This window comes from Nocardia sp. NBC_00511, assembly GCF_045161165.1.
Taxonomy (GTDB): Bacteria; Actinomycetota; Actinomycetes; order Mycobacteriales; family Mycobacteriaceae; genus Nocardia.
Map to the genome: position 1 here is coordinate 6,318,286 of NZ_CP107849.1, position 24,595 is coordinate 6,342,880.

At 68.2% G+C, this 24,595-nt stretch carries 25 protein-coding genes, 1 rRNA gene and 1 riboswitch; of the genes, 6 read left to right on the forward strand and 20 right to left on the reverse strand.

Going from position 1 to position 24,595, the window contains the following annotated elements:
- The first annotated feature begins 9 nt into the window (after positions 1-9).
- From OG300_RS29570 to OG300_RS29580, 3 genes are all read left to right on the forward strand, one after another.
- Positions 10-366 (forward strand): YciI family protein, encoded by a 357-nt coding sequence (locus tag OG300_RS29570; RefSeq protein ID WP_405486552.1) that lies wholly within the window; start codon positions 10-12, stop codon positions 364-366.
- A gap of 46 nt (positions 367-412) precedes the next feature.
- On the forward strand, positions 413-1,687 hold the full coding sequence (locus OG300_RS29575) for an RNA polymerase sigma factor (protein ID WP_405486554.1): 1,275 nt from the start codon (positions 413-415) through the stop codon (positions 1,685-1,687).
- 153 nt (positions 1,688-1,840) lie between these two features.
- Positions 1,841-2,317, forward strand: coding sequence for a transglycosylase SLT domain-containing protein (locus tag OG300_RS29580; protein ID WP_405486556.1), 477 nt, complete (start codon positions 1,841-1,843; stop codon positions 2,315-2,317).
- Between the two features lie 36 nt (positions 2,318-2,353).
- Here OG300_RS29580 and OG300_RS29585 read toward each other — a convergent pair whose 3' ends face one another.
- Positions 2,354-3,202 (reverse strand): SDR family oxidoreductase, encoded by an 849-nt coding sequence (locus OG300_RS29585; RefSeq protein WP_405486558.1) that lies wholly within the window; start codon positions 3,200-3,202, stop codon positions 2,354-2,356.
- A 108-nt stretch (positions 3,203-3,310) separates the two neighbouring features.
- Between OG300_RS29585 and OG300_RS29590 the strand changes: the two genes are divergently transcribed.
- Complete coding sequence (locus OG300_RS29590; protein WP_405486560.1) at positions 3,311-3,709, forward strand: winged helix-turn-helix transcriptional regulator; 399 nt, start codon at positions 3,311-3,313, stop codon at positions 3,707-3,709.
- A gap of 84 nt (positions 3,710-3,793) precedes the next feature.
- On the opposite strand, the gene lpdA is transcribed toward OG300_RS29590, so the two are convergent.
- The 3 genes from lpdA to OG300_RS29605 all read right to left on the reverse strand — a co-directional run bounded on the left by lpdA (position 3,794) and on the right by OG300_RS29605 (position 6,651).
- Positions 3,794-5,197 carry a dihydrolipoyl dehydrogenase gene (lpdA, locus tag OG300_RS29595; protein ID WP_405486562.1) on the reverse strand — a complete coding sequence of 468 codons (1,404 nt, stop codon included), beginning with the start codon at positions 5,195-5,197 and terminating at the stop codon, positions 3,794-3,796.
- Between the two features lie 78 nt (positions 5,198-5,275).
- Entirely contained in the window at positions 5,276-5,581 is a 306-nt protein-coding gene (locus tag OG300_RS29600) for a nuclear transport factor 2 family protein (protein ID WP_405486564.1), read from the reverse strand.
- A 62-nt stretch (positions 5,582-5,643) separates the two neighbouring features.
- A complete protein-coding gene (locus OG300_RS29605) occupies positions 5,644-6,651 on the reverse strand; it encodes a dipeptidase (protein ID WP_405486566.1) in 1,008 nt (335 codons plus the stop codon).
- A 115-nt stretch (positions 6,652-6,766) separates the two neighbouring features.
- Between OG300_RS29605 and OG300_RS29610 the strand changes: the two genes are divergently transcribed.
- The gene (locus OG300_RS29610; protein ID WP_405486568.1) at positions 6,767-8,827 is read left to right on the forward strand and encodes a prolyl oligopeptidase family protein; all 2,061 of its coding nucleotides are present in this window, start codon (positions 6,767-6,769) and stop codon (positions 8,825-8,827) included.
- 156 nt (positions 8,828-8,983) lie between these two features.
- On the opposite strand, the gene OG300_RS29615 is transcribed toward OG300_RS29610, so the two are convergent.
- The 10 genes from OG300_RS29615 to OG300_RS29660 form a co-directional block, all read right to left on the reverse strand.
- Positions 8,984-9,844, reverse strand: coding sequence for an alpha/beta fold hydrolase (locus OG300_RS29615; protein WP_405486570.1), 861 nt, complete (start codon positions 9,842-9,844; stop codon positions 8,984-8,986).
- Between the two features lie 119 nt (positions 9,845-9,963).
- Complete coding sequence (locus tag OG300_RS29620) at positions 9,964-10,596, reverse strand: TetR/AcrR family transcriptional regulator (RefSeq protein ID WP_235949243.1); 633 nt, start codon at positions 10,594-10,596, stop codon at positions 9,964-9,966.
- 658 nt (positions 10,597-11,254) lie between these two features.
- Positions 11,255-11,857 (reverse strand): peroxidase-related enzyme, encoded by a 603-nt coding sequence (locus tag OG300_RS29625; RefSeq protein WP_405486572.1) that lies wholly within the window; start codon positions 11,855-11,857, stop codon positions 11,255-11,257.
- On the reverse strand, positions 11,850-12,317 hold the full coding sequence (locus OG300_RS29630; RefSeq protein ID WP_405486574.1) for a CMD domain-containing protein: 468 nt from the start codon (positions 12,315-12,317) through the stop codon (positions 11,850-11,852). The genes OG300_RS29625 and OG300_RS29630 overlap by 8 nt, the downstream gene beginning before the upstream one ends.
- Positions 12,314-13,330 carry a putative FMN-dependent luciferase-like monooxygenase gene (locus OG300_RS29635; RefSeq protein WP_405486576.1) on the reverse strand — a complete coding sequence of 339 codons (1,017 nt, stop codon included), beginning with the start codon at positions 13,328-13,330 and terminating at the stop codon, positions 12,314-12,316. The genes OG300_RS29630 and OG300_RS29635 overlap by 4 nt, the downstream gene beginning before the upstream one ends.
- The gene (locus OG300_RS29640; RefSeq protein ID WP_405486578.1) at positions 13,327-14,106 is read right to left on the reverse strand and encodes an ABC transporter ATP-binding protein; all 780 of its coding nucleotides are present in this window, start codon (positions 14,104-14,106) and stop codon (positions 13,327-13,329) included. The genes OG300_RS29635 and OG300_RS29640 overlap by 4 nt, the downstream gene beginning before the upstream one ends.
- The gene (locus OG300_RS29645; protein WP_405486580.1) at positions 14,099-15,031 is read right to left on the reverse strand and encodes an ABC transporter ATP-binding protein; all 933 of its coding nucleotides are present in this window, start codon (positions 15,029-15,031) and stop codon (positions 14,099-14,101) included. The genes OG300_RS29640 and OG300_RS29645 overlap by 8 nt, the downstream gene beginning before the upstream one ends.
- Positions 15,012-16,850, reverse strand: coding sequence for an ABC transporter permease (locus OG300_RS29650; protein ID WP_405486582.1), 1,839 nt, complete (start codon positions 16,848-16,850; stop codon positions 15,012-15,014). The genes OG300_RS29645 and OG300_RS29650 overlap by 20 nt, the downstream gene beginning before the upstream one ends.
- A 6-nt stretch (positions 16,851-16,856) precedes the next feature.
- Positions 16,857-17,897 carry an ABC transporter substrate-binding protein gene (locus tag OG300_RS29655; RefSeq protein ID WP_405486584.1) on the reverse strand — a complete coding sequence of 347 codons (1,041 nt, stop codon included), beginning with the start codon at positions 17,895-17,897 and terminating at the stop codon, positions 16,857-16,859.
- Positions 17,898-18,067: 170 nt separating this feature from the next.
- A riboswitch (SAM riboswitch) is annotated at positions 18,068-18,184 on the reverse strand.
- Positions 18,185-18,287: 103 nt separating this feature from the next.
- On the reverse strand, positions 18,288-18,914 hold the full coding sequence (locus OG300_RS29660; RefSeq protein ID WP_405486586.1) for an HAD family hydrolase: 627 nt from the start codon (positions 18,912-18,914) through the stop codon (positions 18,288-18,290).
- An 87-nt stretch (positions 18,915-19,001) separates the two neighbouring features.
- Between OG300_RS29660 and OG300_RS29665 the strand changes: the two genes are divergently transcribed.
- Positions 19,002-19,829 (forward strand): GNAT family N-acetyltransferase, encoded by an 828-nt coding sequence (locus OG300_RS29665; RefSeq protein WP_405498727.1) that lies wholly within the window; start codon positions 19,002-19,004, stop codon positions 19,827-19,829.
- Between the two features lie 6 nt (positions 19,830-19,835).
- Here OG300_RS29665 and OG300_RS29670 read toward each other — a convergent pair whose 3' ends face one another.
- The 6 genes from OG300_RS29670 to rrf form a co-directional block, all read right to left on the reverse strand.
- A complete protein-coding gene (locus tag OG300_RS29670) occupies positions 19,836-20,306 on the reverse strand; it encodes a MarR family winged helix-turn-helix transcriptional regulator (RefSeq protein WP_405486588.1) in 471 nt (156 codons plus the stop codon).
- On the reverse strand, positions 20,299-20,724 hold the full coding sequence (locus tag OG300_RS29675) for an SRPBCC family protein (RefSeq protein WP_405486590.1): 426 nt from the start codon (positions 20,722-20,724) through the stop codon (positions 20,299-20,301). Before OG300_RS29675 ends, OG300_RS29670 begins: the two co-directional genes overlap by 8 nt.
- Before the next feature lie 148 nt (positions 20,725-20,872).
- Positions 20,873-22,921, reverse strand: a complete 2,049-nt coding sequence (fusA, locus tag OG300_RS29680) for an elongation factor G (protein WP_405486592.1) — start codon at positions 22,919-22,921, stop codon at positions 20,873-20,875.
- A 285-nt stretch (positions 22,922-23,206) separates the two neighbouring features.
- Positions 23,207-23,554, reverse strand: coding sequence for a YrdB family protein (locus OG300_RS29685; protein ID WP_405486594.1), 348 nt, complete (start codon positions 23,552-23,554; stop codon positions 23,207-23,209).
- An 89-nt stretch (positions 23,555-23,643) separates the two neighbouring features.
- Positions 23,644-24,366 (reverse strand): rhomboid-like protein, encoded by a 723-nt coding sequence (locus OG300_RS29690; protein ID WP_405486596.1) that lies wholly within the window; start codon positions 24,364-24,366, stop codon positions 23,644-23,646.
- Positions 24,367-24,456: 90 nt separating this feature from the next.
- Positions 24,457-24,573 (reverse strand): 5S ribosomal RNA (rrf, locus tag OG300_RS29695).
- Positions 24,574-24,595: the final 22 nt, after the last annotated feature.

The following is a 24,595-nucleotide window of genomic DNA, read 5'->3' on the forward strand; positions in this document are numbered from 1 at the left end:
ATTGCCATCATGCGACACCTCGTGCTGATCCGCCTGGACCCGTCCGCGGCCCCCGAGGGCGGCCCCGACGACCAGCTGATGACCGATATGAACGCGCTCATCGAGGAGATGACCAAAGCGGGCGTCCTGCTCGACACCGCCGGTCTGCGCCCCACCGAGGAGGGCGTGCGCGTGCGCCAGTCCGGCGGCAAACAGACCGTCATCGACGGCCCGTTCACCGAATCCAAGGAGATCATCGGCGGCTACTGTCTGCTGCAGACCCGGTCGAACGAGGAGGCGGTGGAGTGGGCATCCCGATTCTTGCGCGTGCACGGCCCCGAGTGGGAGATCGAGGTCGAGGTCCGGCAACTGGACGGCGAAAGCTGAATCCCCCGATCCCGCAACGGGTCAGCCCGCGCCGGAGCCACCGCGCGTGAGTGCGGACCTGCGCGCCCGCCGGGCCGTCGAGGCGGCGTGGCGCATCGAGTGGCCGCGATTGGTGGCCGGTCTGACCCGGGTGGTGGGTGACATCTCCACCGCCGAGGAACTCGCGCAGGACGCTCTCGTCGCGGCCCTGGAACAGTGGCCGCGCGAGGGCGTCCCGCCGAATCCCGGCGGCTGGCTCATGCTCACCGCGAAACACCGTGCGGTGGACCGTATCCGGCGGGACGCCACCTTCGCCCGCAAGCTCGAGCTGCTGGGCCGGGAGGCGCTGCTCGACGAGCAGTCGCCGCCCGGCCCGCAGCCCGGTGACGAGTCGCCCGCCATCGCCGACGACCTGCTGCGAATGATCTTCACCGCCTGCCATCCGGTGCTGTCGGCTCCCGCCCGCACCGCGCTCACCCTGCGCATGGTCGGCGGCCTCACCACCACCGAGATCGCGCGCGCCTATCTGGTGCCGGAATCGACTGTGGCGCAACGCATCGTGCGCGCCAAGAAGACCATCGCCGACAAACGGATCCCCTACGAGGTGCCCGAGGGCGCGGAACTGGCCGCCCGGCTCGACTCGGTGCTGGAAGTCGTCTACCTGATCTTCAACGAGGGCTACACCGCCACCTCGGGCGAGAGCTGGGTGCGGGCCGAATTGTGTGACGACGCACTGCGTTTGGCGCGCATCCTGGCCGGGCTGCTGCCCGACGAGCCGGAGGCGCACGGCCTGGCCGCCCTGATCGAGCTACAGGCCTCGCGCACGCACGCCCGCAGCGCGCCGGACGGCGAGCTGGTGCTGCTGCCGGACCAGGACCGGTCGCGCTGGAATCGCCTTTATATCCGAAGGGGTTTCGCGGCGCTTGCGCAGGCGCACACCCGCAACCGCACCCTCGGTCGCCAGCCCGGACGCTATGCGCTGCAAGCCGCGATCGCCGCCGTGCACGCACTGGCCGCGACCGCGGGCGACACCGATTGGCGGCGCATCGCCGGACTGTATGCCCAACTGGCACAACGCTTTCCGTCGCCGGTGGTGGAGTTGAACCGGGCGGTGGCGGTGACCATGGTGCACGGCCCGGCCGCGGGGCTGGAGCTGGTGGACGCGGTGGCGGGCACCCTGGACGACTATCACCTGCTGCACGCGGTGCGCGGGGATCTACTGTCGCGACTGGGCCGCGGCGCTCAGGCCCGCATCGCCTTCGAGCGGGCGGCGGAGCTGACCGCCAACGAGACCGAGCGCAAGCTGCTGCGCGGCCGGGCGGAACACGCCGACGGAATCTGAAATGCCCATTGATCAGGCAATTCGCTGCGTGTCGCTGCACCGATTGCGGCAGTGGGGGCGCGTAGCGTCGATGGAATTGAAGACAGATTGGTCTATTTTTTCGTGGCTGTGGTGACCGGCGGGGGTTGAGAACCGACACGGAAGGACCGCACGTTGCACACCTTGTCCCGAAAGCTGCTGCTCGCCGCGATCGTCCCGGCGCTGCTCGTCCTCGGCAGCCCCGGCGCGCACGCCGAGGCCGCCACCGCGATCGCCAACCCGCTCGACGGGCTGAACATCGTCAAATCGCCCGTGGATCCGAGCACACTGCTCCAGCTCTGGGGCATGACGCAGACCTTCTCCAAGGTCGCGCTGCAAGCCTCCGCGCACCTGATCGTTCCGCTCGACCAGTACGAGTCGTTCGATCAGATCATCAGCCACGAGAGCAGCTGGCAGATCTTCGCCATCAACCCCACCTCCGGGGCCTACGGCCTGGCCCAGGCGCTGCCCGCGCACAAGATGTTCAGCGAGGGCCCCGACTGGATGTTCAACCCGATCACCCAGTTGCGCTGGGCCTACCGCTACATGTGCGAGCGCTACGGCAACCCCAACGCGGCCTGGGCGTTCTGGCAGGCCCACAACTGGTATTGATGAGTGCGCCTGCCCGCTCGGTGAGATGCGGCGGCGTCAGCTCAGGGCCGCGCGGAAGACATCGGCGGCCGGGGTCACCGGACGACCCAGCAGGCGCTCGAGATCACCGGTGTCGACGGTGAGGACGCCGTCCGCGATGCCGGTGTCGGCGTCGGCGAGCACCGCGGCGTAGCCCGCGTCCAGGCCCGCACCCGCGAGGGCGGCGGCGTAGTCGTCCTCCGGCAGATCCTGGTAGCGCACCGGCTTACCGGAAACCTCCGAAATGACCTGTGCCAGTTCGGCATAGCTGTGGGTGTCGCCACCGAGCTCGTACACCTTGCCCGCGTGGCCGTCGGTGGTCAGCACGCGTGCGGCGGCATCGGCGTAGTCGACGCGGGAGGCGCCGGATACCTTGCCGTCGCGGGCCGCGCCGTAGAGGACGCCGGATTCGACGGTGTGCGCGAGGCCGCCGGTGTAGTTCTCCCAGTACCAGCTGTTGCGCAGCAGCGTGGTCGGGATCTTCGCCTCGGCGAGTACGGCTTCGGTGCCGGTGTGCTCCTGCGCCAGGATCATCGGGTTGGCTTGGGCCTGCGGAATGCTGGTGTAGGCCAGCAGTTCGACGCCCGCGTTCTCGGCGGCGTGCAGCACATTGGCGTGCTGGTCGACCCGCTTGGAGAATTCGTTGCCCGAGACCAGCAGCACCCGCTGGACGCCGGCGAACGCCCGCTCGAGGGCCTCGGGATCGTCGTAGCTCGCGACCCGGATCTCGACGCCGCGCTCGGCCAGGTCGGCCACCTTGGCCGGATCGCGGACCACGGCCACCACCTGCTGGTTGCCGTCCTTCAACAGCGACTCGACGACGAGCCGGCCCAGCTGACCACTTGCTCCGGTGACTGCGACGGTCATGACTACCTCCAGGTATCGGGAATGAACTGCACTGTCGTGACGTACTAACTAATAGTAAGCACATACTATTCCAGAACCGCTACCTGAACGGAAGGTAATCTGAGTGTCATGACCACGCGGCCTCCCGAACAGTCCTACGCGGACGACCCGACCCTGGAAGCCGACGTCTTCGCCCGCAACTGCCTCTCGCGCCCGGTGCTACAAGACGTCGCGAGCCGCTGGGGCGTTCTCGCCCTGGCCGCGCTGCGCGAGGGCCCGTACCGCTTCAGCGCCCTGCGCCGCCGCGTCGACGGCATCTCCGAGCGCATGCTCTCGCAGACGCTACAGCTCCTGGAACGCGACGGCATGGTCAATCGCGAAGTCCAGCAATCGATTCCACCGGTCGTCGAGTACACCCTCACCGCCCTCGGCGCCCAGGTGGCCGACCAACTCGTCGGCCTGATCGAAATCCTCGAAGCCAACATCACCACCATCACCGCCGCCCAGGACGCCTACCACCGCACCTGAGCCGCGGACTCCACCGCGGCCGCATACGAAAACGGCCCGATGCCAGCAACTTTCGCTGACATCGGGCCGTTCGGCTGTTCAGGATCAGAAGTTGATCATGTGGCCGGCGAGGCCGTGGATCGCTTCCTGCAACGCTTCCGACAGGGTCGGGTGAGTGTGGACGTTGCGGGCCAGTTCGTTGACCGTGAGGTCCCACTTCTGGGCCAGGGTGAGCTCCGGCAGCAGCTCGGAGACGTCCGGGCCGATGAGGTGGCCGCCGAGCAGTTCGCCGTACTTGGTGTCGGCGATCAGCTTGACGAAACCGTTCGGGTCACCGAGGCCGTGCGCCTTGCCGTTGGCGGTGAACGGGAAGGTGGCGACCTTGATGTCGTGGCCTTCGGCGCGGGCCTGCTCCTCGGTGAGACCGAAGGAGGCGACCTGCGGCTGGCAGAAGGTGGCGCGCGGCATCATCCGGTAGTCGCCCAGCGGCAGGGTCTCCGCACCGGCGATGGTCTCGGCGGCGACGACGCCCTGTGCCTCGGCGACGTGCGCCAGCTGCAGCTTGGCGGTGACGTCACCGATGGCGTAGATGCCGGGGACGTTGGTCTTCATGGACTCGTCGATGGCGATGGCGCCGCGATCGGTGAGCTGCACGCCGGTGTTCTCCAGGCCGTAGCCCTCCACGCGCGGCGCGAAACCGACTGCCTGCAGCACCTTGTCGACGGTGACGGTCTCGATGGCGCCGGACTTGTTGTCCTTGATGGCGACGGTGACCTTGGACCCGTCGTCGTCGATGGACTGCACGGCGGCACCGGTGGTGATGGTGATGCCGAGCTTCTTGTACGCCTTGGTGATCTCCTTGGAGACGTCGGCGTCCTCGTTCGGCAGTGCGCGGTCGAGGAATTCGACGATGCGCACATCCACGCCGTAGTTCTTCAGGACGTAGGCGAACTCCATGCCGATCGCGCCCGCGCCGACCACCAGGATCGAGCCCGGCAGGTCGCGGGTGAGGATCTGCTCCTCGTAGGTCACCACATTGGCCGACAGCTGGGTGCCGGGCAGCAGCTTGGTGATGGTGCCGGTCGCGATGATCACGTTGTCGAACGTGATCTCCTCGGTGCCGCCCTTGGTGAGCGCGACGGACAGCGCCTTCGGGCCGGTGAACGTCCCCTTGCCGTCGAACTCGTCGATCTTGTTCTTCTTCATCAGGAAGTGGACGCCCTTGACCCGGCCGTCCGCGACCTTGCGGCTGCGATCGAACGCGGAACCGAAGTCGAAGGAGACCTCCCCGGAGATACCGAAGGTCTTGGCTTCCTTGGTGAAAATATGGGCCAGCTCAGCGTTGCGCAGCAGTGCCTTGGACGGGATGCAGCCCACGTTCAGGCACACGCCACCCCAGTATTTCTGCTCGACGATCGCTGTTCGCAGGCCGAGTTGAGCGGCACGAATCGCGGCGACGTAACCGCCGGGACCAGCGCCGAGAACGACGACATCGTAGTGGGAAGTCACGGCATCGAGAGTAGCGCTGTCGCGCCGCGCTCACCCAGCCATCCCCCGCCCGCGTGAGATGCGGAACACGCCCGGCGGTCAGGCCTGCCCGGTCTCGAACCGACTGATCAGTCCGTCACGCAGGGTGAACCGCCACGCGGTGCGCATCGCACCCCAGCGGTCATTGGAGTATTCGGCCACGAATGCGTCCGGGCCGGAGATGGATTCGAGTTTCATCCGCGCGTTGGTGGCGAAGATCTCCGACTCGGTCCACTGGGCGAGATTCCGTTCCTGCCCGTCGTCGGACATGCTGGCGTCCGCGGTGAGCAGCGCGAACAACGCCTTGGAATCATTGGCGTTGACGGCCTCGACGAAATGCTGGACGGCGGGATCGAGCTCTGTCATCGGTGCATCCCTCTCGGTCGGCGAGCAACGGATCGAGCGTCGAGCAACCTCGCAGCGCGAGTCTAATCACGCCACACGGCGCGGGCCACGCGCGCGAAGTTCCCGCCGAACACCGCGGCCCGGTCGGCCACCGAGAACCCGCGCCCGGCAAGCACTTCGTCGAGTCCGGGGAACTCGGAGGCGCCGAGCAGATCCTCCGGCGGCACCCACTGCAACTGCCCGTAGCCGGTGTACTCCTCGGAGAACAGCTCCGGATTGCCGGCCAGCATGTGATTGAAGTCCTCGGCGTCGAACGAATAGTCCGAGCCGACGCCGACATGCTCGATGCCCAGCAGCTCCACTCCGTGCACGACGTGATCGGCCATAGCCACCACACGCTCGGCACGATCCGCAATCTCGTTGTGCCCCAGGAAGATTCCCACCCCGTTGATGCCGATCACACCGCCGGTGGCGGCGCACGCCTTGGCCTGGTCGTCGGTGATATTGCGCGGATGTGCCCACACCGCCGCGAAATTGGAGTGGCTGTAGATCATCGGCACCGTGGTGACCTCGGCGATGTCGAGCCCCGTGCGCCGCGAACAGTGCGAGCCGTCGGCGAACACCCCGACCTCGTTGAGCTTGCCGATCAACTCGCGCCCGTAGGCGGTCAGCCCGGTGTCCTCGGCGTCGAGACAGCCGGATCCGGCCGCGTTGGCGTAGTTGTAGGTGGGCAGCAGCGAGCGCAGGCCGAGTTCGTAGAACAGTTCGACATTGTCGAGGTCACCCTCGAGCGGTCCGGCGTCCTCGAGGTCGAACGACAGCGCCAGGGTGGCGTCGGTCTCGGCGGTCGGCTGCGACGGCCACGCGTCCTCGATGCTGTGCACCAGCCGGAACCGCTCGTCCGTCAAGGCATCTCGCCGGAACTGGGTCAGCAGTTCGAGCGTGTCGCGGGTGGTCTGCGGCGAATATCCCACGTTCACCGACAGATACGAGCCCGCCGGATAGCGGGTCAGCTCGGCGATATCCGCACCGGGCGACAGCGGCAGGCAGCAGTGTTGTTCCCACAGCCTGGGCCCGAACTCGTGCGGCACTGCGAAACCTCCTGGTTCGGGCGGGCGTCGAAACAGCAATCCTACTGACCGGGCGCGACCGTGCGGAGCGACACGTTCGCGGCCGGCGAACCGTGGACTCGGCAACAATATGGGCATGACCGGTGTTGACGAGAGCGTGACGGATCCTTACCTGTGGCTCGAAGAAGTCACCAGCGAAGCGGCCCTGGCGTGGGCGCGCGAACGAAACGAGGTCTCGCAGCGGCTGTTCGCGTCCTCGGATCGCTTCCACGAGCTCGAGTCGCGCGTACTGGCCATGCTCGACACCGACACCCGCATCGCCTATCCGGCGCGGCGCGGACCGTGGCTCTACAACTACTGGCGCGACGCGCAGCACCCGAAGGGCCTGTGGCGGCGCACCACCTTCGCCGAGTACGCCGAGGCCGAACCCGACTGGGATGTCCTCATCGACCTGGACGCGGTGGCCGCCGCGGAGGGCGAGAACTGGGTGTGGGGCGGGGCCGCGGTGCTGCGCCCGGCCCAGCGGCGGGCCCTGATCAACCTGTCGCGCGGCGGCGCCGACGCCAAGGTGCTGCGCGAATTCGACATCGAGACAAGGGAATTCATCGCCCCCGAGGACGGCGGCTTCTACCTGCCGGAGGCCAAGTCCGACTTCTCCTGGATCGACGACGACACCCTCTACATCGGCACCGACTTCGGCCCCGGCTCACTCACCGATTCCGGCTACCCCCGGGTGGTGAAGCGCTGGCGGCGCGGAACTCCTTTGGAGACAGCCGAATTCGTCTACGAGGGCGAGACCGGTGATGTGGCGGTCTCCGCCGGATTCGACCGCACCCCCGGCTTCGAACGGCACTTCCTGGGCCGCTCCACCGACTTCTTCAACGAGGAGGTGTACCTGCTCGATCCGGCGGACAACGCGCGCCACCGCATCGAGGCGCCCACCGACGCCTCGGTGTCCTGGTATCGCGAATGGCTGCTGGTGCGGCTGAAGTCGCCGTGGGAGACCGGCGGCGAAAGCTATCCGGCGGGCGCACTGCTGGCCACGAATTTCGACGAATTCATGTCCGGTGCAAGCGATTTCGTGCCGGTATTCCTGCCCGACGCGCACACCGCACTGCACGGCTACGGCTGGACCGAGCATCACCTGCTGCTGGTCACCCTCGAGGACGTGCAGACCAGACTGCACGTGGTCACCCCCGGCCCGGGCGGCTGGACCCGCGAACCCCTCGCCGACACCCCGGCCATGGCCACCACCAGCGTGATGAACCTCGACCGGCTGGAGGGCGGCGACGAATTCATGCTCGCCACCAGTGGATTCACCCGCCCCGCCACCCTGCTGACCGGTGCGGTCGGCGGCGCGATCGAGGTGATCAAGACCGAGCCGGAGTTCTTCGACGCCGACGGCATCGAGACCGAGCAGTTCTTCGCCCGGTCCGACGACGGCACCGAGATCCCGTATTTCGTTATCCGCCACCGTGATCGGCGCGGCACGCCCGCCCCCACCATCATGTCCGGCTACGGCGGTTTCGAGGTCTCGCGCACGCCGGGCTACAGCGGCGCGGTCGGCATGGCCTGGCTCGAACGCGGCGGCACCTACGTGATGACCAATATCCGCGGCGGCGGCGAATACGGCCCCGAATGGCACACCTCCGTGCTGAAGGCCAACCGGCACAAGGCCTTCGAGGATTTCGCCGCGGTCGCGCGGGACCTGGTGGCGCGCGGCATCACCACGCACGCGCAGCTGGGCGCGGTCGGCGGCAGCAACGGCGGACTGCTTATGGGCGTCATGCTCACCCGCTATCCGGAACTCTTCGGCGCCATCGTGTGCCAGGTGCCGCTGCTGGACATGAAGCGCTACCACCTGCTGCTGGCGGGCGCGTCCTGGATGGCCGAGTACGGCGACCCGGACAACCCACAGGAGTGGGAGTACCTCTCGAAGTACTCGCCGTACCAGAACACCAGCGCCGACCGGCAGTACCCGCCGATCCTGCTGACCACCTCCACCCGAGACGACCGCGTGCACCCCGGCCATGCGCGAAAGATGGCCGCGCTCTTGGAATCCGAGGGCCACGACGTCCGCTACTACGAGAACATCGAAGGCGGTCACGGCGGGGCGGCGGACAACAAGCAGTCCGCCTACCAGGCCGCGCTGATCTACGAGTTCTTCACCCAGCGCCTGCTGGACCCGAAGGACTGAGCGAGCCGGGCTAGGCGATCAGCGCGGAGATCCCGTAGCCCACGGCGATCGAGACCGCCACGGTGACCAGACCGGGACGCATGAACGAATGGTTGAGCACGTATCTGCCGAAGTGCGTGGTCCCGGTCCCGCTCGATCTGATCGCGACGCGCCGAATCAGCGGTCCCGCAACCACTTCTCGACCCGGTCGAGGGTGGATTCGGGATCGCTGATCCAGCCGTTGTGCCCAAGCCGCGCCGGATTGTGCCAGCTGGTGATGTCGGCATCGGGCAGCTTGTCGAGCAGATGCCGGGCCGAACTCCGCGGGGTGAGTTCGTCTCCGGTCAGCGTGATCGACAGCACCGGCAGCTTCAGCCGCCCGATGCGCTCCTCGTAGTCGATATCCGCCCCGGCGGGCTGGAACCGCCCGGTGCGCGCCAATCGCGCCCAATCGGCGATGAGGGCCTTGGACTGCCGCCCGAACCCGCCCGCGGTGATGGTGTCGCCCGGCCAGAACCCGGCGAGGTTGGCGGTCAACGAGATTGCGGCGCTGCCGAGCAGAAAGCCCGGCGCGGCAAGCCCTTTGTAGCCGCGGTGATAGGGCGTCCCCGACGCGACCAGGATCAGCCCGCCGAGGCGGCCGCGGATCCGGGACGCGTACATGACGGCCAGCTGCCCGCCCATGCTGTGCCCCAGCAGATACGGCGTGCTGTCGGGGAAGCGTTCCCGCACCACCTCGAACATGGCGGGAAAATCCACCGCCACCAATTCCTGATATCCCCAGGAGCTTCCGGGCCCCGGCTTGGGTCGGCTGTCCCCGTTGCCGCGCATTTCCAGCAGCGCCACATCGAACCCGCGGGCCGCCAAGGGATTTCCGAACAGCGAGTAGTACTCGCCGGGCACGCCCAGACCGGGCGCGATCACCACCACCGGGCGCGGGGTGTCGGGGGTGATGGGGTGCCGACGTGAGCGGGCGGCCGGGATGAGCCGCACCGGCACCGTGGTCCCGTCCGGCATCTGGATCGGCACAGTCTCCATGTGCGGCAGGCTACCGGTACAGGTCGCGCCCGGCCGCCAAGCGGCCGGGCGCGAATTCGAGTTGGGGAGAGCGAGTTCGGAATTCAGTGCGTTTCGGTCAAGCGCTTCGATGCTCGGGATCAAGCACTGACCGCACCCATGATGACGCGGCGCAGCACCCGGATCACGTCGTCGAGCGGCTGGCGCGGTTCGGATCCGCTCCACGCGTCGACCACGTAGTTGACCGCGCCGATGATGGCCAGCACGCGCATTTCGTAGTCACCGGGCGGGATTTCGCCGTGCAGCGCGGCGTCCTCGGCGGCGCTGGCCAGCAGCGCGCCCCAGGCCCGGCGCAGCTCCAGGCGGAACTTCTCGACCTTGGGTCCCGCGCCCACGACTTCGACCAGCGCCACTCTGGCCTTGCGCGGATCTCGGCCGATGGATTCGATATAGGCGCGTACGGCTGCGTCGATGATATCGATGGCGCTGGCGTCGGAGTGCTCGGCGATGGTGGCCGCCACGGCTTCCCGCGATTCGCGATCGATCTGCTCGTAGAGTTCGAGCAGCAGCGATTCGCGCCCCGTGAACTCCTCGTAGAACTGCCTCGAGGAGAGCCCGGCGTCCTTACAGATGGCGCCCACCGAACTATTGGCGTATCCATCGCGCGCGAACACCGTCAACCCGGACTCCAGAAAACGCGCACGACGCTGCCGTTGCCGGTCTTCTACGGGCTGCCCGGCGTACATTCTTCCCGCGTTCGTTTCCTGTGACATTGCGCCAGACAATACCGAAGGGCCCGATCCCCTCGTCATGGATCGGGCCCTTCGTTTGTTCCTTCGACATACCGCGCGATAGCCGAAAGATGGCTCAATGATTCAGAACGCGGCGACGCACCCGGAGCGGTGGATATAGGCAGGGGAACCGGCCCGGGTTCGGAACGCGCGTCCGGGGGAAGACACGCGGCCCGATGTCGCTTTGACCCGAAAGTCACTGATCGTTTGCCACTCAACACATTACAGAGCAGGGGAACTGGACGGAATACTTTTCGAGGAAGTTTTTAGCATTAATTGGGCGTGTCGTCCGGACGCGCGGAGACATGAGAAAGGCCCGATCCCCTCGTCAAAGATCGGGCCCTCGCTCGCCTTCCGGCTTCCGCGCAGTAGCCGAAAGGTCGCACTGGTGTGGCAGCTAGGCCGAACCACTCGCCGAGCCGGTTGCCAGCAGCTTCAGGAGAGTTTGCACGAGAACATCGGACAGCAGGTTGGCCATGATGGTGCTCCGATCTCACAGGGGTTCGCCAGTGACGTCACTGACGGTTAGCCACCCGGACGATACCGATTCGAGACCTGACTTGGGAAGATTTATCCGGAAAATTCTAGAACTTTTTCGATAGATCCCTAGACGGGCGTCTACCAGCGGGTTCGGACCGGGCTAGGCGGCGACCTCCGGCTCACCGAGGGTCAGCATGAGCCGGTTCGCCCACGAGAAGGACGCCGCCGACAGCACCAGATCGTGCAACTCCACCGCCGAGAATCCCAGCTCACGCAGCCGCGCCAGCTGCGCCGGGGTAGCCCGCGGCGGGTTGGCTGCCAGCGCGTCCACGAAATCGATGACCGCATCCCAGCGCTGGTCGATCCGCACCGCATTACCCTCGTCCAGCAACCGCTGCACGTCCGCGCCACGCCCGGAGAGCGCGGAAGTGAAACGTGAATGAACGGAAGCGCAGTACACACAGCCGTTGTGCCGCGAGGTCACGGTCGCCGCGAGTTCGCGCTCCGCCCGCGCCAGGCCGTCGCGGCCGTAGAAGATCTCCCTGTCGTTGGCGCTGCGATGCGCCAGCACCTCGGGATTGCGCGCGAGTAGCCGAAAATACGGCCCGACCCCGCGATCCCCGGCGAGCAAAGGTTGCTGCCGGTCGTCCGCGGCGGCCAGCAGGATCGGTTCCACCCACGGCACCCAGTCCAGCTGATCCTGGGTGAATTCGGCTGGCACCCGCGAGCTCTCGACACCGCGCACCTCGGTCGTCTCACTCATCGCCGCCTCCGATCAGACTCAGCCCGGCCAGCAACCGAACCTGGAAGTGCACGAAACCGATCAACTGCGAGACCGTCACGATGTCGCGCGGGGACAGTCCGGCCGCGGCGAGCGCGTCGATGTCCGCGCGCTGCAGCTCCGAGGGCGCGGTCGAGACCCGCGCCGCGTGCCGCAGCAGCGCCGCCAGCACCGGATCATTTTCCGCCGGAACCGTTCCCAGCGTCGCGTAGTGCGCGGCCAGCACCGGCGCGCCCGCCAGTTCCGCGACGGCGACCGCCACCGCCACCAGCCGCTCCCGCCCGATCCCCGCGGACTCCGGCCCGTTCAGCAGCGCCTCGTACACGCCCTGCGTGTGCTCGACGACGGCGGGCCGGGTCTGCCGCAGCGCCCGCACGGCCTCGGCGTCCGCACCGAGCACCGCGTCGATGACGTCCCCGGTCGATGTGGTGGATCGACTCACGCGTGAATCCTTTCCTCGGCATGCCAACCCAGTTGCGGCGCAACCTCGGTGGCGATGAGTTCGATGGAGCGCAGGGTCGCCTCGTGGCCGGGATCGACCGGATGCACCTGCACGATGAAGTCGGTGGCGTGCCGCAGCGCCGAATCCGCCGCCAACTGCGCGGCCACCGCGCCGGGCGTGCCGACGTAGATGTCGCGCAGCACCTCCGCGACGGTGTTCGCGATATCCGGACCGCCGTTGTGGCCCAGTTGTTCCAGGAAGCGCAGCGCACCCTGCTCGGCGAGGGTGCGCGCCGCGTCCGCGTCGTCGGCCACGAAAACGCCTCGGGAAGCACCGATCCGGGGCTCCACCCCGGTCGGCAGCGCATCCAGGTAGGCGTCGACGAGCTCGTTCTGGATCTCCCACAGGGTGGCCTCCGGCGCGGCCGGATCCCGCGGCTGCGACTTCGACAGCAGCAGACCGTCACCGGCCCGCCCCGCCCGCGCCGCACCCGCGGCCGAGAAGGTCGCCTGCCAGATCCGCGAACTCAGCTGTCCCGCAGCAGGATTCAATGACCGATCGCCGACCAGCGGCGCACCCCGCAGCGCCGCCACCACCGTCGCGAGCTTGTCCGCGTAGACCTGCTGCCGATCGGCGGCACCGAACTCGAAGAGCTCGAACGCGTGCCTGGAACCTCCTGCGCCCACGCCCAATTCGAGCCTGCCGCCCGAGAGCACATCCAGCACGGCCGCGTCCTCGGCGAGCTTGATCGGATCCTCCAGCGCCAGTGTGACGATGGCGGTGCCCAGCCGGATGCGTGGAAACCGGGCGGCGGCGTGCGCCAGGAACACCAGCGGCGAGGGCAGTCCGCCCTCGGCCGGGTCCAGATGATGCTGGGCCACCCAGGCGGTGTCGTAGCCGAGCCGCTCGGCCAGTTCGACCTGTTCGAGGGCGTGGCGGTACACCGTGGCCGCGTCCTGGGCCGGATCGGTGCGGACCAGCCGGGTGAAGAAACCCAGCCGCTGCGGTGTCATGTGGTCACCTTTCCCAGATAGGCGTCGCGCACCGCCGGATCCCCGATCAACTCCGCGGCCGGGCCGTGCAGCACGATCTCCCCGGTGCGCAGCACGTTCGCGGTGTGCGCGATGCTCAGGGCCAACTCCGCCTGCTGCTCGACGATCAGGATGGCCAGCCCCAATTCCCGGTTCAACCGGGCGATCTCGTCCAGCACCCGATCCACGAACAGCGGCGACAGGCCCATGGTGGGCTCGTCCATGCAGATGAGCCGCGGTTTGCTCATCAGCGCTCGCGCGAAGGCCAGCATCTGCTGCTCCCCGCCGGACAGGGTGCCCGCCCGCTGGCCTCGACGCTGCGCCAGCCGCGGGAAATGCTCGAACAACTCCGCCGCCCGCGCGGCCAGCACCGACCGGCGCTCCCTGCGGATATAGCCGCCGACGAACAGATTCTCCTCCACCGTCATGGCCGGGAAAACCCTGCGAGCCTCCGGCACCGAGGCCAGCCCCGCCGCGATCCGCGCCGAAGGCGGTGTCCTGTTCACCTCGACGCCGTCGATGCGCACCGACCCGGAGCTGGGTTTGATCAAGCCGAGCGCGGTCTTCATGGTCGTCGACTTCCCGGAGGCGTTGCCGCCCAGCAGCGAGACGATCTCACCGGGCCGAACCCGCAGGGACACTTCGTTCAATGCCCGCGACGTCCCGTAATGCACCACCACGCGGTCGAATTCGAGGATCGGTTCGGTGTTCTCGCGAAAGTTTCCGGGACCGAGGGCCGCCACCGCATTCTCAGACATCCGCCGTCGCTTTCTCTTCCGCGATCTCCCCGACCGGTTCCGGCGCATCCGCCACCGGCAGCCGGCTGCGACCCAGATACGCCTCGATCACCCGCGGGTCGGCGAGCACCTGCGCGGGCGTGCCCTCGGCGATCACCCGGCCCTCGTCCAGCACCAGCACCCGATCCGACAGGTCGTGCACCAGGTCCATCTTGTGTTCGACCAGCAGGATCGTCTGACCCTGCGCCTTCAGATCGGCCAGCTGCCTGCCGATTTCGGCGGTCTCGGTCTGGTTCATGCCCGCCGCGGGCTCGTCGAGCAGCAGCAGCTGCGGTCGCAGCGCCAGCGCTCGCGCGATCTCGGTGCGACGGCGATTGGCGTAGGACAGCGTGTAGGTCGGATGGTCGGCTCGCGGCGCCAGCCGTTCCTCGAACCGCGCCAGCTCGGCATCCACCCGCTCCTCCGCCGCCCGCCGCTCCGCCCGCGCCGCCGGGGTCGGCGCGAGCGCCACCCCGAGTTCGGCCAGCAACGAAATCCACCGCAGCACCGGGATATTCGCCAGACCACGCAGCGGCCGGGTGGCGTACAGCGTGGTGTGCAATCCGACGTCCACATTCTCGCGCACCGTCAGATTCCCGAACACCCGCCCGTTCTGGAAGGTGCGGGCGATGCCCGCCTCCGCGGCGGCCTCGGGGCGGCCGGGCCGAATTCGCTTGCCGCGCACCAGCACCTGCCCGGAATCCGGCTTCAGCACCCCGGAGATCAGGTTCACCGTGGTCGACTTCCCGGACCCGTTGGGTCCGATGATCGAGACGAATTCACCGGGCGCGATGGAGAATTCGACACCGTCCACCGCTCGCACCCCGCCGAAGGCCCGCCGCAGTCCGAGGACGCTCAGCACCGGCTCGTCGGGCACGGCGATACGTTCAGGCGATGACCGGGACACGTTGCCTCCTCAGCACCAGGATGCCCTGCGGCCGGAACCGCACCACCAGCAGCAATACCAAGCCGTACAACACGATTCGCAGCGACGGCGCCAGCCGCAGCGCCTCGGGGACGCCGATCAGCACGATCGCGCCCAGCACCGCGCCGTAGGGCGAGGCGGTGCCGCCGAGCACCAGGATCGTCACCACCAGCAGCGACATCGGCAGGTTGAACACCGTCGGATCGATGTAGGAGTACTGGTGCGCCAGCAGCGCCCCGCCGATCCCGGAGAAGAACGCCGCCACCGCGAACGCCAGCGCCTTGTAATCGCGCACCGGCACGCCCGCCGACCGCGCCGCAACCTCGTCCGCGCCGATGGCGCGGATGGCGGTGCCCAGCCGGGACCGCTGCACCCCGATCAGCACCGCGATGGTGATCGCCAGCACCACCAGCTCGAGCCGGAAAAGCTCGGTGTGCGTGGTGAATTCGTGGCCGAACAGGCTGGCGGGCGGAATCCCGAAGATGCCGTAGCTGCCGCGCGTCACCGACTCCCAGTTGCGAATGATCGCCACCGTCACGATGCCGATCCCCAGCGTCGCGATGGCCACATAGTGCCCGCCCAACCGCCACAGCGGCGCGGCCAGCACCGAAGACACCCCGGCCGCGACAATTCCCGCGATGACGACGGCGGGCAGGAACGCCCAGCCGTGCGACACCGTCAGCACCGCCGAGGTGTACGCGCCGATCGCGATCGGCCCCGCCTGCCCGATGGCCAGCTGTCCCGCCGACCCGGCCACCAGCGTCATCGACACCGCGATGATCGCGTAGGCCAGGATCTGGGTGCCGACCGAGATGCTGTAGTCGTCGGCCAACAACGGAATCGCCACCGCCGCAACGCCGAACGCGATCACCGCGTGCCACCAGCGCACCCGCAGCTCCCGCCCGGCGCCCAGGAAGGTGCCGGTCATCGGCTCGGATTCGATGGCGGGCGGGCGGGCCAGCAGCCCACCCGGCCGGACCACCAGGAAGATCACCAGTAGCCCGAAGGTGATCAGGTCGCGGTAGCCGTCGCCGAGCCAGTAGATGCCGAACGCCTCCACCAGCGCCAGCACGAACCCGCCGATCACCGCGCCCGGAATCGACCCGAGCCCGCCGATGGTGGCGGCCACGAAACCGGTCAACCCGACGATGCTGCCGTTGGTCGGCGAGATATTGGAGTTGTAGAGCCCCACGAAGATGCCCGCCAGCCCGCCCAGCCCGGAGGCGATGGCGAAGGCCAGCGACTGCACCCGGCCGACCCGGATGCCCATCTGCGCGGCCGCGTCCGGATCCTGAGCGGTGGCGCGAATGGCCAGCCCGTGACGGCTGTACCGCAGGAACGCCCACAGCCCCGCCATGACCGTGACGGTGATGGCGAACATGGTCACGTCCGAGGTCCCGAATCGCACCCCGCCGACCTGGAAGTTGTTGGTGGACAACACCTGCGGGAACGGCCGGGTGTCCGGCCCGAAGACCAGCGCCACCACGTTCTCGATGATCAGTCCGGCCGCCACCGTCGCCAGCAGCGCCGCGATGGCCGGGGCGCGCCGCAGCGGCCGCACCGCGAGCACGTCGATGCCGACGCCGAGCAGCGCGGTCACCGCGACCACCACGATCAGCGCCGCCCACAGTGGCACCCCGTGCTGGGCGATCAGCCACCAGCCCAGCACCGACCCGAAGGCGAAGATCGCGCCGTGCGCGAAGTTGATGACATTGCTGACCCCGAATATCAGGGTGATGCCCACGGCGATGAGCGCGTACGCGTTGCCGTGGACCAGACCCGCGATGAGCGTGTCGAACATGCGCCGCTACTTGGCGGAGGCGACGGGAACGAACTTGCCGTTCTGCAGCACCAGCTGGATCGGCTTGATGTTGCTGGGCCGACGCGTCTGCTGGTCGAAGGCGAAGGGCGTGGTGAACCCGATGCCGTCGAAGTCCTTGACCTCGCGCAGGCCCTTCAGGATGCCCTCACGGTTCGCGCCGCCGAACTTGGCGGCCTTGACCAGTGCGTTGATCGCGTCATAGGCGTAGACGTTGAAGTCGCCGGGCTCGGTGTTGTACTCGGCCCGGAACTTGGTGACGAAGTCCTGGATCTTCGGGTTGGTGTCCGACGGGGAGAAGACGCCGTTGACGATGTCGCCCTCGGCCGCGGTGCCCGCCAGCTCCACGAACTGCGGGGTGTTCTGGCCACCGAAGAACTGACCCTTGTACCCGACATCACGCAGCTGCTTGACCACCAGCGCGCCGTCCGGACCGTAACCCAGGTGCACCACCGCGTCCGGGTTGGCGTCGCGTGCCTTGATCAGCACCGGCCGGAAGTCCTGCGAGTCCGGCAGGATCGACGACGAGTAGACGATGTCGATCCCCTTCTGCTTCGCGTACTGCTGGAAGAAGCCGAAATCCTGCTTGCCCCAGTCGGATTCGAGATAAACGACGGAAACCCTGGTCGCCTTCGCCTTCACCCAGTCGGTGACCGCGGCCTGCACGGTGTCCAGGGTGACCGACGGGCTCCAGGAGTAGTCGCCGCCCTTGGTGAAGTCGGTCGAGGAGTTGGTGAACCCGTACTGCACCAGCTTGCCGCGGTTGTACACCGGCGAGGCCGCGATCGAGGCGGGTGAGGAGAAGTCGCCGAGCTCGGCGATGATCGACCTGTCGTCGACGAACTTGGTGGCGATCGGCACCGTCTGCTTCGGATCGGACTGGGAGTCCTCCCATTTCAGCGCGACCTTCTTGCCGTCGATCCCGCCCGCCGCGTTGACCTGCTCGAGCGCCAGGTCGAAACCCTGCTGCCAGAGCCGCCCGTACTCGGCCGAGGTGCCCGTCTTCGGCCCCGAGACACCGAAATACACTGTGTCGGAACTACTGTCGGACGAGTTGCCCGCGCACGCCGACAACGTTCCCGCTGCCAACGCCGCCGCGGCGACTCCCACCACAATCCGACGCGCACGCGATCCGGACCATTTCCTGCTCATGACAAACCTCTGCACTCACGCACCGGCGCAGCCGGGCATAGGGAATGAGCTTGCGCTTGCGCCGCCCACTCGGACGCCGCCTGGTCGTCACCCGGGGCACCCCACCGCCGCGCGAGGGTTGCCGATCAGCGAGCCGGGGCTCGAACGTGCTGATACTCGTGACCGTGAGTCGAAGACTAATCCGGGCATCCCGGACACCGACAGGATTCGAATCGGGATGACGCTAACCAGCGTCGGAAAGCTCACTCCCGCATGGTGAGCAGGGCTTCAGCCCGCGAGGTGACCGGCCAGCCAGGACGGGAATCCGGTGAGATCGCGCAGCACCACATCCGCGCCCGCGGCCGAGAGTTCCTCCGCCGCATAGGGTCCGGTGGTCACCGCCACCGACACCGCGTCGGCCACCTTGGCAGCCCGGATGTCGCCGAGATGATCCCCGACATAGATGGCCGCACCGCGCTCGCGCAGCACCTCGCCCTTCTCCTCCGCCCAGGCATTGCCGACCAGCTCGTCCACCGCCAGCCCGAGATGCTCGAGGTGCAGCCGTGCGTTCGGCTCGTACTTGGCGGTGATCACCAGCACCGTGCCCCCGGCCCGATGCACCGCGGCCAGCGACTCCGCCACCCCGGGCAGCGGCAGCGCCGACTCCACCCCGATCTCCGGATACAGCTCGCGGTACATCGTCAGCACCCCCGGCACCTGGTGCTCGGGGAACCAGTTCGCCGCCTCCTCCGCCAGCGGCGGACCCAGCCGCGACACCACCAGCTCGGAATCGATGGGCACCCCGGTCCGGGCCGACACCTCGTCCCACACCGCCGCGATCCCCGGGCGCGAGTCGATCAACGTCATGTCCAGGTCGAATCCGACCACGAGCGCGCCCACCTGATCACCAGCCACCACCCGACCCTACGACGCGGAAAAATGACGGGCTTCGGGAGGACCCGGCGAATTAGGCTCGGGCGCATGGCGAGCAATCAGGGCACACTGTTCTGCGGGGTGGAGCTGGCGGCACGGATCGAGCGGGTCGAAACCGAGCTGATCGAGAAGGGCAGCGCCGCGGCCGCGACCCGGCTGGGCACCGGTTCCGGCTTCGTGATCCCGATCGCGGGCGGCGTAGCCGCCTGTGCCGAGGACGGTTCACCGTTGAACAAGGTGGCGGGGCTGGGCTTCGCCGGAGTACCGGATCCGGCCGAGCTCGACGAGATCGAGCGGCTGTTCGCGGCCCGCGGGGCACCGGTGCAGGCCGAAGTCTCGCAGCTCGGCGATCCCGGCGTCGCCGAACTGCTCACCACCCGCGGCTACCGGCTGGTGTCCTTCGAGAACGTGCTCGGCCTCGAACTGCACGGCGACCGCACCGCCGAGAGCGCCGACGGTGTCGACGTATCCCCCAGCGGCGAAAGCGAATTCGACACCTGGCTCGACGCCGTCGCCACCGGCTTCGCCCACCCCGATACCCAGGGCGTCGCCTCGCACGAGGAGTTCCCCGCCGAGATCATCGCCAATGCCATGCGCGACCTGACCGGCGCGGCCGGTATCCGCCGCTACCTGGCCCGCCGCACGGGCGCGGTGGCGGGCGGCGCGAGCCTGCGCATGTCCGGCGGCGTGGCCCAACTCACCGGCGCGGCAACCCTTCCCGAGCACCGCCGCCACGGCGTGCAGTCCGCGCTGCTGTCCGCCCGCCTCGCCGAGGCCGCCCGGGGCGGCTGCGATATCGCGGTGATCACCACCCAGCCCGGTTCCAAATCCCAGCAGAACACCCAGCGCCTCGGTTTCGCCCTGCTCTACACGCGCGCGATCCTGGTCAAGGACTGACCGGATTCACTCCGGAAGGCGGTGAGCGACAATCGGTTTCAGCTGCTCGCGCAGCTCGTCGCCGTTCGCGCCGAACACCTGCACGTCGGTGTCCACGGCGATCTGCACCCCCTGGCCGACCAATTCCCTGCCGGCGGTGGTGAGTTCGATGCGCAGCACCCGGGCGTCGGCGGGATCGGCGCGCCGCGCCAGCAGCCCGCGCTCCTCGAGCGCGCGCAGCACCTTGGACGCCATCATTCGATCCGACCCCGACATGTCGGCCACCTGCTGCTGGGTCGGCGACTCACCCTGCCGCCCCAGCCAACCCGCCGAGGCCAGCAGGTTGAACTGGGTGGGCGTGAGCCCCAGCGGCCGCAGATTCCGCTCCAGCGTCGCGCGCCACTCCAGCGCGGCGTGGTGCAGCCAGAACCCGGGACTCATGAGCGGTCCGCGCGGGACGCCGACCGGCCCGCGCGGGGTATCCGACGATTCAGCCACGCCGTAGCGCCTCCTGCTCCAATGCCGCGAAGGTGCGCGGCATGTCCGCCCGCATCCCCTTCTCCCAGATCAACTTGAACAGCGGGCCCATCGGACCGTGTACCTCGACATTCTCCGACACCCGCACGGTGCCGTCGCCGAGCGCCTCGTAGGTGCGGTGTCCGCGCAGCTTCCCGAACGGAATCCCGGCCTCGCTGGTCCACGACTGCCCGGCCGCCACATCCACGATGGTGAACGGCCCGGCGGGCGCGCCCTTGGGCTTCACCCAGCCCCGGGTTCCGGCCGCGAACTCCCCGTCGATGCGGGACTTCTCCTCGTGCGGATCCCACTCCGACCAGCGCGCCACGTCGGTGGCGACCGCCCAGATCTTGTCGATATCGCCGGTGATCACGGCCGCTTCGGTGAACGAGTACATCATGGCTTTTCTCCCTGCCGATGAATCTGTTGTCGCGACAACAGTAACTGTTGTCGCGACTACAATCAACCCTTGAGGTATGAGCCACCCTCGCAACGAACCCGGCGGGTACGCGACACAGTCGTCGCCCACCCGCCGGATCGCTACTCACTCACGGCGCGACCGCGTACCCCACCGGGCTGGTGGTGAACGTCCCGCGCCCCTGCGTCCGGCTGCGCAAACGCGTTGCGTAGCCGAACAATTCGGCGAGCGGCACGGTGGCCGTCAGCACCGCGACACCGGGCCGCGACACCGAACCCGTGACCCGCCCGCGACGAGCGGCCAGATCACCCAGCACCGCGCCCACGTACTGCTCGGGCGCGGTCGCCGTCAGCTCGGCGAGAGGCTCCAGGACCGCCATCGTGCTCGCGCGCAAGGCTTCCCGCAGCCCCAGCCGCCCCGCAGTGCGGAACGCCAGGTCCGAGGAGTCCTTCGAGTGCGTGGCGCCGTCGGTCAGGGTGACCCGCAGCCCGGTGACCGGATGCCCGCCCAGCGGACCCGCCGCCAGCGCGTCCCGGCACCCGGCCTCCACCGCGCGCACGAACTCCGCGGGCACCCGGCCACCGACCACCGTCGACACGAACTCGAAACCGGTTGCCCCGGCATCGGATTCGCTCAGCGGCTGCACATCGAGAATGATGTGCGCCCACTGCCCCGAACCACCGTCCTGCTTGACGTGCCGATAGGTGAAGCCCCGCACGCCGCGCACCACGGTCTCCCGGTACGCCACCTGCGGCCTGCCCACCGACACCTCCAGCCCGCGGTCACGGCGCAACTTCTCCACCACCACCTCGAGATGCAGTTCGCCCAGCCCGGCCAGCAGCGTCTGCCCGGTCTCCGCATCGGTCCGCACCACCAGCGACGGATCCTCCTCGGCGAGCCGGGCCAGCGCCACCGCCAGCTTCTCGGTGTCGGCATTGGAACGCGCCTCCACCGCCACCGACACCACCGGCTCGGTCGCCGCGGGCGGCTCCAGCAGCACGGGTTCGTCCGGCGCGCACAGCGTCGCACCCACCCGCGCCGACTTGGGACCGACCAGCGCGACGATGTCACCGGCCGTCGCCACCGCGACCTCCTCGTGCCGATCGGCCTGCACCCGCAGGATGCGCGCGACCCGCTCCCGCTGCCGGGTACCGGCATCGAGCACGGTGTCGCCCTTGGCGAGCACACCCGAATACACGCGGACGAAGGTGAGCCGCCCGGTAGGGGTGGCCTGCACCTTGAACGCCAGCGCCGCCAGCGGCTGCCCCGGCTCCACGGTTCGCGCCGATTCGGTTCCGGCACCGGAGATTCCGGTCACCGGTGGCCGATCCAGCGGCGACGGCAGATACGCGACCACCGCGTCCAGCAGCGGCTCCACCCCGATATCGCGGTAGGCCGCACCGCACAGCACAGGCACCACGGCACCGGTGATCGTCAGCCGTCGCAGCCCGGCCGCCAAGGTCTCGGCGGTCAGCGCCGACTGCTCGACGAACTCCTCGAGCGCCGCCGAATCCCGTTCGGCCACCGCCTCTTCCAGCGCGCGCCGTCGTGCGAGCGCCGCATCCGCCAGGTCGGCGGGCACGGGCTCGTCGACGACACCGGTCGCGGCGTCCCAGCGCAGCGCCCGCAGTGCGACCAGGTCGACCACGCCGGTGAACACGTCACCGGTGCGGATCGGCAGCTGGAGCAGCAGCGGAACCGGGTGCAGCCGTTGCCGAATCGACTCGACGGCGGCGTCGAGGTCGGCCCCGGCCCGGTCCATCTTGTTGACGAACGCGATGCGCGGGACGCCGTGCCGGTCGGCGCGACGCCACACCGATTCGCTCTGCGGCTCCACCCCCGCGACGGCATCGAACACCGCCACCGCGCCATCGAGCACACGCAGGGAACGTTCGACCTCCGCGGAGAAGTCGACGTGCCCCGGCGTATCGATGACGGTCAGCCGATGCTCACGCCAGCGGCAGCTCACGGCCGCGGCGAAAATGGTGATGCCCCGATCACGTTCCTGCGCATCGAAATCGGTGACGGTGGTGCCGTCGTGCACCTCGCCGCGCTTGTGGGTCATTCCGGTGAGGAACAGCATCCGCTCGGTCACGGTGGTCTTCCCGGCATCGACATGCGCGAGAATCCCGAGATTGCGAACGGCTGCCAGGTCTTGTCGAGAAATGTTGGTACGCACGGTCTTACGTCCTTCGTGCTGATCCGGAAAAGAACAGCGCGATTCCCCGGGACCACAGGGTCCGGGGTTCGACTCAGTACCGGCCGCGCAGCCGGCACCGAGCCGGCGAAGACACCAGAATCACCTCGAAGCGCGAACGGGCCACAACGGCGCTGCGGAGATCACGCATGACCGGCCCCTTTCAGACTTCGGATCGACAGCGGGCCCATCCGACCACGCCCTGTGAACGTACCGTGCGACACCGACACTGTCGCGCGAATTTCCCAGCGGGCCAACGACCCTCCGTCACATCGACAGGTGGCCGAGGTGGATGACGAGCAGGTTCACGGCGACCAGCACGGGGAAGACCACCGCCGCCGTCCGATGACCGAGCCGCCACAGTCCGAGGGCCGCGCCACCGAAGACCGCGATCTTGGTGAGCACCGCCGCCGCCGGAATCGAGAAGCTCGCGTGCGGTGCGGCGAACAGGCCCCACAGCACCATGGCCGCGACCGCCGCACCGACGGCCCACGCCAGCTTCGCCACCCGGCCATGTCCCGTGCGGTAGCCCCAATACGCCAGTGCGCCAACGGCGACGAGTTCCGCCCCGAAGGCCACTGCGAGGTTGAAGTCCTGCCAGATCGTGCTCAACATTTGCATCTCCGAGATCAGTGCTCTCTATTGAGACCAATGATCACAGCAATGCCGGTCCGAGTCAAGAGCAGTGCTCTCCATTGCTCCGCTCAGCCGAGCAGCAAGCCGCCCGCCAACCCCGCGGATACCGCGAGCAACCCCGCCTCCACCCAGGTCAACGGCCGCTCCGGCACCGAACCGCGCCGAATCATCCGATACCCCAACACCAATCCGATCACCAGCGAAAGCAGATGCCCGACATTGGTGAACGTCCGCCCCGCCAGCACCCCGTCCACCGCGAAGGCCAGCCACACCGCCGACCACGACCACCGCGCCGCCGCGGGCAACACCGCCACCAGCGCCCCCACCAAAGCGACCGCGCCATAACTGATCCCGACATCCTCGGCATCGGAGATGGAATCCGGCAGCCAGTCCTCCCGCACCGCGGCCCACAGTCCGACAGCGACCACCAGGGTCGCCCCGACATGCCCCGCCAGAAAGACGCGAACCAACCTCCCCGCCCCGAACCGCAGCTCCGCCAACGCGAGCAAGGCCGCCAACATCGCCAGAATCACCCAGGCCGTCACCCCGGTCCCGATGAAGAACGCACTCGACAGCAGCGTGCCCACATGGCCGTGCAGGAGATTGTCGAGATTCGTGCTGGCCCGCAACAGCACTCGATCCATCGTCGAATCATCGATCAGCGTCAACGCCACGGTCGACACCATAAGCAGCACCAGATAGCCGAGCGTCACCCAGAGCCGTCGCCGATCCCCCGGACTCGAATCCGCTTGGCCCGAAACCCCTTCGACAGACTCCGGCACCACAACCATGCTCTATCGAACCTTCCCCGCCCCGGAAAATGTTCCCCAGAAAACGCAGAAACCCCCCTGACCGAAGTCAGGGGGGTTTCGCGAATGATGTTCCGGCGGTGTCCTACTCTCCCACACCCTGTCGAGTGCAGTACCATCGGCGCAGGTGGCCTTAGCTTCCGGGTTCGGAATGGGACCGGGCGTTTCCCCACCGCTATAGCCGCCGTAACTCTATGAAACTGTCACACAG